Origin of the sequence: Gemmatimonas sp. (assembly GCF_044345575.1) — a bacterium.
In the GTDB taxonomy this organism is placed as follows: Bacteria; Gemmatimonadota; Gemmatimonadetes; order Gemmatimonadales; family Gemmatimonadaceae; genus Gemmatimonas.
The window spans coordinates 1-6,558 of record NZ_JBIJAW010000184.1 but is presented as its reverse complement, the minus strand read 5'-3'; the positions used below and the strand labels follow the sequence as shown (position 1 = coordinate 6,558).

Sequence of the window (6,558 nt, the reverse complement as noted above, 5' to 3'; positions counted from 1 at the left end):
CCAGGAAGTCGGGGGTGTTCTGCGGGTCGCGGATGGTGGTGACGCCGAGGGCGAAGTTGGCGAAGCCGTTGGACGACTCCGGCTGCAGCAGCGGCCCCGAGGCGAACCAGTGCGCGTGCAGGTCCACCAGCCCGGGGATGATGAACTTCCCGGCCATGTCGATCACGCGCGCGCCAGCGGGCGCGGCCTCGGTACCGCGGGGCCCAATGGCGGCAATGCGCCCGTTGGTGACGGTCACATCGGCGTTGGGCAGGCGCTCGTCCCCACGCATGGTGATCACCGTCGCGCCGCGCAGGACCACCGTGCCGGACGCCTGCGCGCGCGGGAGCGACACCTCCGGCAGCGGTGAGGCCCCGGGCACTGGCGGTGCCGTCACCGCGCCACCGGCGCCCGCTGCCGGACCGCGTGGTGCTGCCCCCAGCAAGCGCGGCGCACCGCCCGCGGCGGGGACCTCCGCGCGCTGCGCGTCCGCGGGGGCCACTCCCGGCGGCGCCAGAAGGCTGGAGCGGAGCGGCGCGGTGACGGCCGTGATCGTACGGCCGTCGGCGCTCCACGACGGCGAGATCCAGAGCGCCGGTACCGTGGTCAGACGCACCGGCGGCGCACCGCCGTCCGCGCGCGCCTTCCACAGCGCGCCGCCCTCCTCGTCCCACGTCACGTACGCGACCCAGCGGCCATCGGGGGACCAGGCGGGCATGAACTCCCGCGCGCGCGGCGTGGCGGTGAGCCGGCGCGCGGGGCCGCCCGCCCGCTCGGTGACCCACAGGCGCCCCAGCGTCGAGAAGGCCGTGCGCCCGTCGGGGGCGGTGGCCAGCTGCTGCACGCGGCGCGAGCGCACCGCGCCGGTGTCCACCCGGTGCGCCACGCGGATGGTCGGCACCACCTCCAAGGACACGTCGGTGGAGAAGGGGATGATGGTGTCGGAGCCATCGCGCACCCCGAGCCGGTGGATGCGCCCGCCGAACGCCGCGTACAACCAGCGGCCGTCCGGCGAGAAGGCCGCGGTGGGGAGCAGGTCGCGCGAGGCGCGTGCTTCCAGTTGGTGGCGATCCACCGGGTAGGCGAGCCACCGCTCCGTGCCGGTGGCGAGGGTCCGCGCCTTGAGCCCCGTGCGCCCCTCGCGCGTGGTGCCGTATACCAGCGTGGCGCCGTCGGGGGAGAGCATGGGCTTCATGGCGGGCGTCCCCTCCACCAGCACGGACTCGGCGGGGCCGCCCGCCAAGGGGACGCGCTGAATGGTGCTGCCGGCGCCGTTGCGGCTTCCGTAGGGGCGCGGTGTGACGGAGGCAAACCAGACGTGCCGCCCGTCGGGGGACGGCCACGCGCCGTAGGGGCCGGGGAGGGGGGCGGAGACGAGCGGCGCCGGCAGCCCGTTGGTGTTCTCCTGCACCCGCACGCCCTCGCCGGTATCCACGCGATAGCGCCACAGCTCCGCCGTGCGGGTAACGAACGGATCGGTCACGGTGACCACCACCGACTCGCCGTCGGGGGTCCACGACGGCGAAAGCATCCCCGCGCGCGGCAGGCGCGTCACCTGTCGCGCATTGCTGCCGTCGAGGTTGGCCACCCACACATTGTCGGAGCCGCTGCCGTCGCTGATGTAAGCGATGCGCGCCCCGTCGGGGGAGACGCGCGGCTGCGACTGGAAGGCGCGGCCGGCAAGCAGCGGCCGCGTGCGCCCGCCCTCCACCGGGAGCGCGTAGATGTCCCCGAGGAGCTCGACGAGCAGCGTACTCCCGTCCCGGGTGACGTCGAGGGACATCCAGGTGCCTTCCGTGGTGGTGAACGCCACCGTGCGCAGCGGGGGCGCGCCTTGCGCCGCCGCGGGAGAGGCGGAGAGCACGTTGCTGACGGTCAGGAGGCCCGGCAGCAGGGCAGCGGTGCGGCGAATCAGGGTCATGAGGCGGGTCTCGCGATGTGGGAACGGCTCACGGCGTCGTCGTCGGGGCCACGAGCCGCTCCACCTGCGTGCGGGCAAAGGCCCGCTGCCAGGGGGCCGGACGCGGGGGTTGCATCATGGCCAGGTGGACGGCCATTCCCTCCACGAAGAGGGCGACGGCCATGCCAGTGGCCTCGGCGTCGGTGACGCCCAGCGGCGCCACCAACTCGGCGAAGAAGGCGAACCAGGCGCGCATGCGCCGGTCGTGTGCGCGCCGCATGGCGGCCGATCCCACGGCGCTGCCGTGGAACGCCACTAGCAGGCGCCAGCTAGTGCGGCGCTCGGCGTCCAGCGGGAGCAGCTCGGCGACCACCGCATGCAGGCGCTCGATCCCCTCGGCGCCCGCCGCCGCCTCGCGCGCACGCGCGAGGTGCCGGTCGAACGCCTGCGCCTTGGTGAAGGCCACCAAGGCGTCCTTGGAGGGGAAGTAGTGGGTAATCACGCCCGTGGTTACGCCGAGCGCGGCGGCGATGTCGCGCAGGGTCACCTGCTCGAGCCCGCTGGTCGCGATCGCGTCGGCGGCAGCGCGGGCGATGGCCTCGCGCCGTTCCGCGTGGTCGCCGCGGGGGCGGCTCACGGGGAGGTCCGTTTGCTGGTTTTCATAACGACGGTTATGATAACGCCAAGACCCGCCGGGCGCGAGCGCGCCGAGGCGGCCGCCTTCCTCCCACCGACCGCCCATGCTTCCCGCGCCCTTTCGCACGCACCGGACCTGGACCACGCAGCCTGCCGCCGCCCTGCTGGTGCGTACTGTCCTGGACGACGCACTGGCCCGGGCCCCCGAGGCGGCGGCGCTGGCGCAGCGGCTGCTGGACGACCTTGGCGTCCGGATGCTCGACCTGCTGGACCATGTTCGGGTGGGCGATGCGGCGCTGGTGGCGTCGTTCCGCGAGGCCGGGTGGGAGGACGACCTCGCGCAGCCCGGGGTCCTGCGTAACCCCAGCGGGCTGTTCCCCGCTGTGCTCTCCGGTGGCCCGGGGCTCACGGTGGGGTTCAAGGTGGAATACGCGCACGAGTTCGTGGTGGCGCAGGGGCTGAGCGCGCCGGTGGAGGGGGCAATGCACGCCCCCTTCCGGCGGGTGCGCGCAGCGACGGGAGCGGGGGTCGCGTTCGATGCGATCGAGCGGCGCGGCGCCCTGGGTTTCGAGCCCCACGACCCGTCACCGGCGCAGCTGCGCGAGGCGCGGTTGCAGTTGCAGGCGTTTCGCGCGCGGCGGCGGGCCTTCGACGACATTGGCGCGGGGTACGACCACACCGACGCGCTGGTGTCGCGGGCGGTGGAGGCGCTGGGGCAGGACTGGGCGTGCTGGCTGTGGCTGCGCGCCGAGCGCGAGTACTGGGAATCGCGCAACCGCGCGGGGCGCATCCAGAAGGCGCGGCAGGACGCGCACGGGATCGGGTGGGCTAACCAGGACCACCACACCTATGACAGCTCGCGCGGATGGTTCCACCGCAACGTGGCGGTGCTCGAGGCCCTGGGGTTCGAGTGCCGCGAGCTGTTCTACGCCGGCCACGCGGCCGGGTGGGGATCGCAGATCCTCGAGCAGCCCGCGATCGGGTCGGTGATCTTCGCCGACATCGATCTGGCCCCCGAGGAGTTGGATATCGACTTCGCGCACCTCCCGCTGGAGCCGCTGCCGTACCTGCGGCGCGCGGGGCTCTGGTGCGCGCTGCACGGCGAGTCGGTCCTGGAGGCGGGGATCAACCATCTGGAGTGCATGTATGATCACGTCCGGATGCAGGCGGGGTTGGAGGCCGCGGGCGTGTCGTTCATGCCGCCCTTCTCTGACTTCCCGCACCTGTATCAGGCGCTCACGCAGGGCGAGTGGTGGCCGGTGGATCCGGCACGGGTGGACGCCCTTGAGCGCGCGACGCTGATTGCGCCGGATCAGGCGGAGGACTTCCGGCTGCACGGAGCGATCGGGTCGCATCTGGAGAACCTGGAGCGGAACGACGGCTTCAAGGGGTTCAATCAGCCCGGGATCGACGGGGTGCTGCGGATCATCGACCCGCGGCAGAATCTGGTAGGGGCAGGCGGCGTCGGGAGCCCGTAGTCACGGGACGGTCGAAGCGGCAAGCACGCCGTCGACGGGATCATGCATGAGGGGTCGCTTCGGCGGCTAGATTTTCGTCATGCGCACGCCCCGATCCCTCGCCGTGTTCGCGCTCCTCGCCGCGGCACTCCGTCCGCTGCCGCTGGCGGCGCAAGACGTCCTCGTCTGCGGCTTGGATGAACTGTTCATCCTCGACATCGGGTCCGCAACGCCCGAAAAGCGCTGGAGCTGGCGGACTCGCAGAAAGACGTCGTGGGGTATCGGCTCACGGACTGGGCCTCGACGACGCCCCGACTCACGCCGGAGGTCGTCGCGCCGCTCCCGGATATCAATGGGCACGACATGATGGCCGTCCCCGGATCATCGCAGCTGATTCTGGCCAGGCCAGGGCGGGCTTTGCTGGTTCTGGCGCTCCGCCGCCCGCCATGAAAGATTGTTCAACCCGCGGTCAGCCCGGACGCGTTTTTCGCGAAAGCGCCGCCCCCCTTCCTGCGCGTCATGCCTGCCTCCTCCGGCGCTGTCCCCACCCGCCTGCTCGCCCTGCTCGATTGGATTGCCCCGCCACGCGGCCGGGCGGCGAGTGTCTGGCGTCGCCGCATGCTGGCGCTCGCCTTGGCGGGATTCGCGCTGCTGGCGTTGGTACCGTACGCGGCCGGCATGTACGTGGCCGTCAGCGCCGGCGATCGTTCGGTGATTCTGGTCGATACGATCGCCTACGCGCTGCTGCTCACGGTCGTGTTCGCCCGTCGTGCCCCCTTTGCCTGGCGCGCGGGGACCGTCCTGGCCGTGTCGCTTCTTGTGGGAGCCTTTCTGCTGACGCGGTTCGGCCCCACCACCTCGGGGTACGTCTGGCTGCTGGTGGCGCCGATCATGGCCAGCGTCTTCTTCACCGTGCGCGTGAGCCTCGGCCTGCTCGCCCTCGAGGCGGCGCTCCTTGCCTGGATCGGGTCGACGCTCGTGTCGAACACGGCGCTATGGCCGGTCCGCCAGCCCGGCGATGTCGATGCGTGGCTGGCCTCATCGACGAGCTTTTTGGCCATCACGTTGCTGCTGTCGTACTCGATCGCCACCCTCTTCAAGGGACTCGCGCGCGAAGCAGAGGCGCGTCAGGCGGCCGAACGCGAGGCCGACCGGCAGCAGCAGCTGGCCGCGCTTGGCACCATCGCGACGGCGATCGCGCACGACGTGAACAACCTGCTGCAACCCCTGCTGAGCGATCTCGAACTGCTCCGCCACGGCGCCCTGGATGATGGCGAGCGTGCCGCGCTGCTCGACCGTATGGTGTCCGGCATCGATCAGGCGCGCGGCCTGACGCGCCGAGCGCAGCAGTTCGCGCGTCCAACCGCCGACTCGCGCGTCCCGATCGATCTCGCCCGCGTAGTGCCCGAGACGGTACGTGCCATTCGGGCGATGGTGCCCACGTCGGTCCAGTTACGACTCACGCCGGTTGCCAGCACGCACGTGCTGGCCGATGCGGCCGAAATCCAGCGACTGCTGGTGCTCCTCGTCGCGAACGCCGCCGAGTCGCTCCCCCCGGGTGGATCGGTGAACATCACCGTGGTTAGCTGTGATCGCCACGCGATGGCCGTCGAGCCACCATCCGGCGCACACCGCATCACCTTTGGTTCTTCCGACCGCGCGATCTCGGACGCGGCCGACCGCATGGTGATGATTCAGGTGCACGATGATGGGGCAGGCATGACCCCCACGGCCATGACTGCGCTTCGGGCCTCGATTGCCGCGTCCGGCAGTTATGACGTCGAGGTCCTTGGGCTGGCGACGGTACAGGAAACCGTGGAGGACCTTGGCGGGATACTCCGCCTCTGCAGCCGCGTTGGTGACGGTTCGTGCGCCGAAGTGTTCCTGCCCGAACACGACGGTCCACTCACATCGGTGCAAACTGGCGAGTGGCGTCTCGCGGAGGCCGCGACCACACCGCTTCCAGTCACCGCTGGCGTTACTCCGGTTCCCCCGGCTGATTCGCCGGCGAACGCGATCCTCGTGGTGGACGACGAACCGGCGGTGCTGCAGGCGACCGGTCGCCTGCTCGAGCGCATGGGGTATCGTGCGGTCTGCACCAGCGATCCGCTGGCGGTGGAAGGGATGCTGCCGACGATCGATCCACCGGTCGCGCTGGTGCTGTCGGACGTGCACATGCCGGGGCTCGACGGTTGGCAGCTGGCCGACCGATTGCGCGCCTCACACCCGCAGATGCCGGTGGTGATGATGTCCGGTCACGCGGACAGCCTGCTGACCCCCACCGCCGATCATCCTGGTGTGGTGGCGCTCGTAGCCAAGCCGTTTACCAGCAAGGAACTCGGCGACACGATCGCGCTCGCCCTGCAGTAGGGCGGTTTGGCGTGGGTGCGCTACCGCGCCGTCAGGCCATGTCGTCCTGCCAGAATTCGCCATAGAGCGCGGGGCCGCAGCTCTTGCAGATGCTATGCGTGAAGGTGGCCTCCGATCGCTCGGCGATGTACCGCTCCACGGCCTTCCAGTAGCCTTGGTCATCCCGGCGCGTATCTCAAGGCACTTGGTGTGCCGGTCCTGTGCACGCGTGTCGTA

The 6,558-nt window shown here is 71.1% G+C and carries 3 protein-coding genes and 1 pseudogene; 2 read left to right on the top strand and 2 right to left on the bottom strand.

Translation table 11 applies throughout. From position 1 onward, the window contains the following. Window positions 1-1,900, bottom strand: a pseudogene (locus ACIQ6O_RS11090) (hypothetical protein); the annotation flags it as partial. A 28-nt stretch (window positions 1,901-1,928) separates the two neighbouring features. Beyond that, the gene (locus ACIQ6O_RS11085; RefSeq protein WP_396207854.1) at window positions 1,929-2,516 is read right to left on the bottom strand and encodes a TetR/AcrR family transcriptional regulator; all 588 of its coding nucleotides are present in this window, start codon (window positions 2,514-2,516) and stop codon (window positions 1,929-1,931) included. 103 nt (window positions 2,517-2,619) lie between these two features. Between ACIQ6O_RS11085 and ACIQ6O_RS11080 the strand changes: the two genes are divergently transcribed. Then, window positions 2,620-3,993, top strand: coding sequence for a hypothetical protein (locus ACIQ6O_RS11080; RefSeq protein ID WP_396207853.1), 1,374 nt, complete (start codon window positions 2,620-2,622; stop codon window positions 3,991-3,993). Window positions 3,994-4,491: 498 nt separating this feature from the next. Further along, entirely contained in the window at window positions 4,492-6,342 is a 1,851-nt protein-coding gene (locus ACIQ6O_RS11075) for a response regulator (protein ID WP_396207852.1), read from the top strand. The last annotated feature ends 216 nt before the right edge of the window (window positions 6,343-6,558 follow it).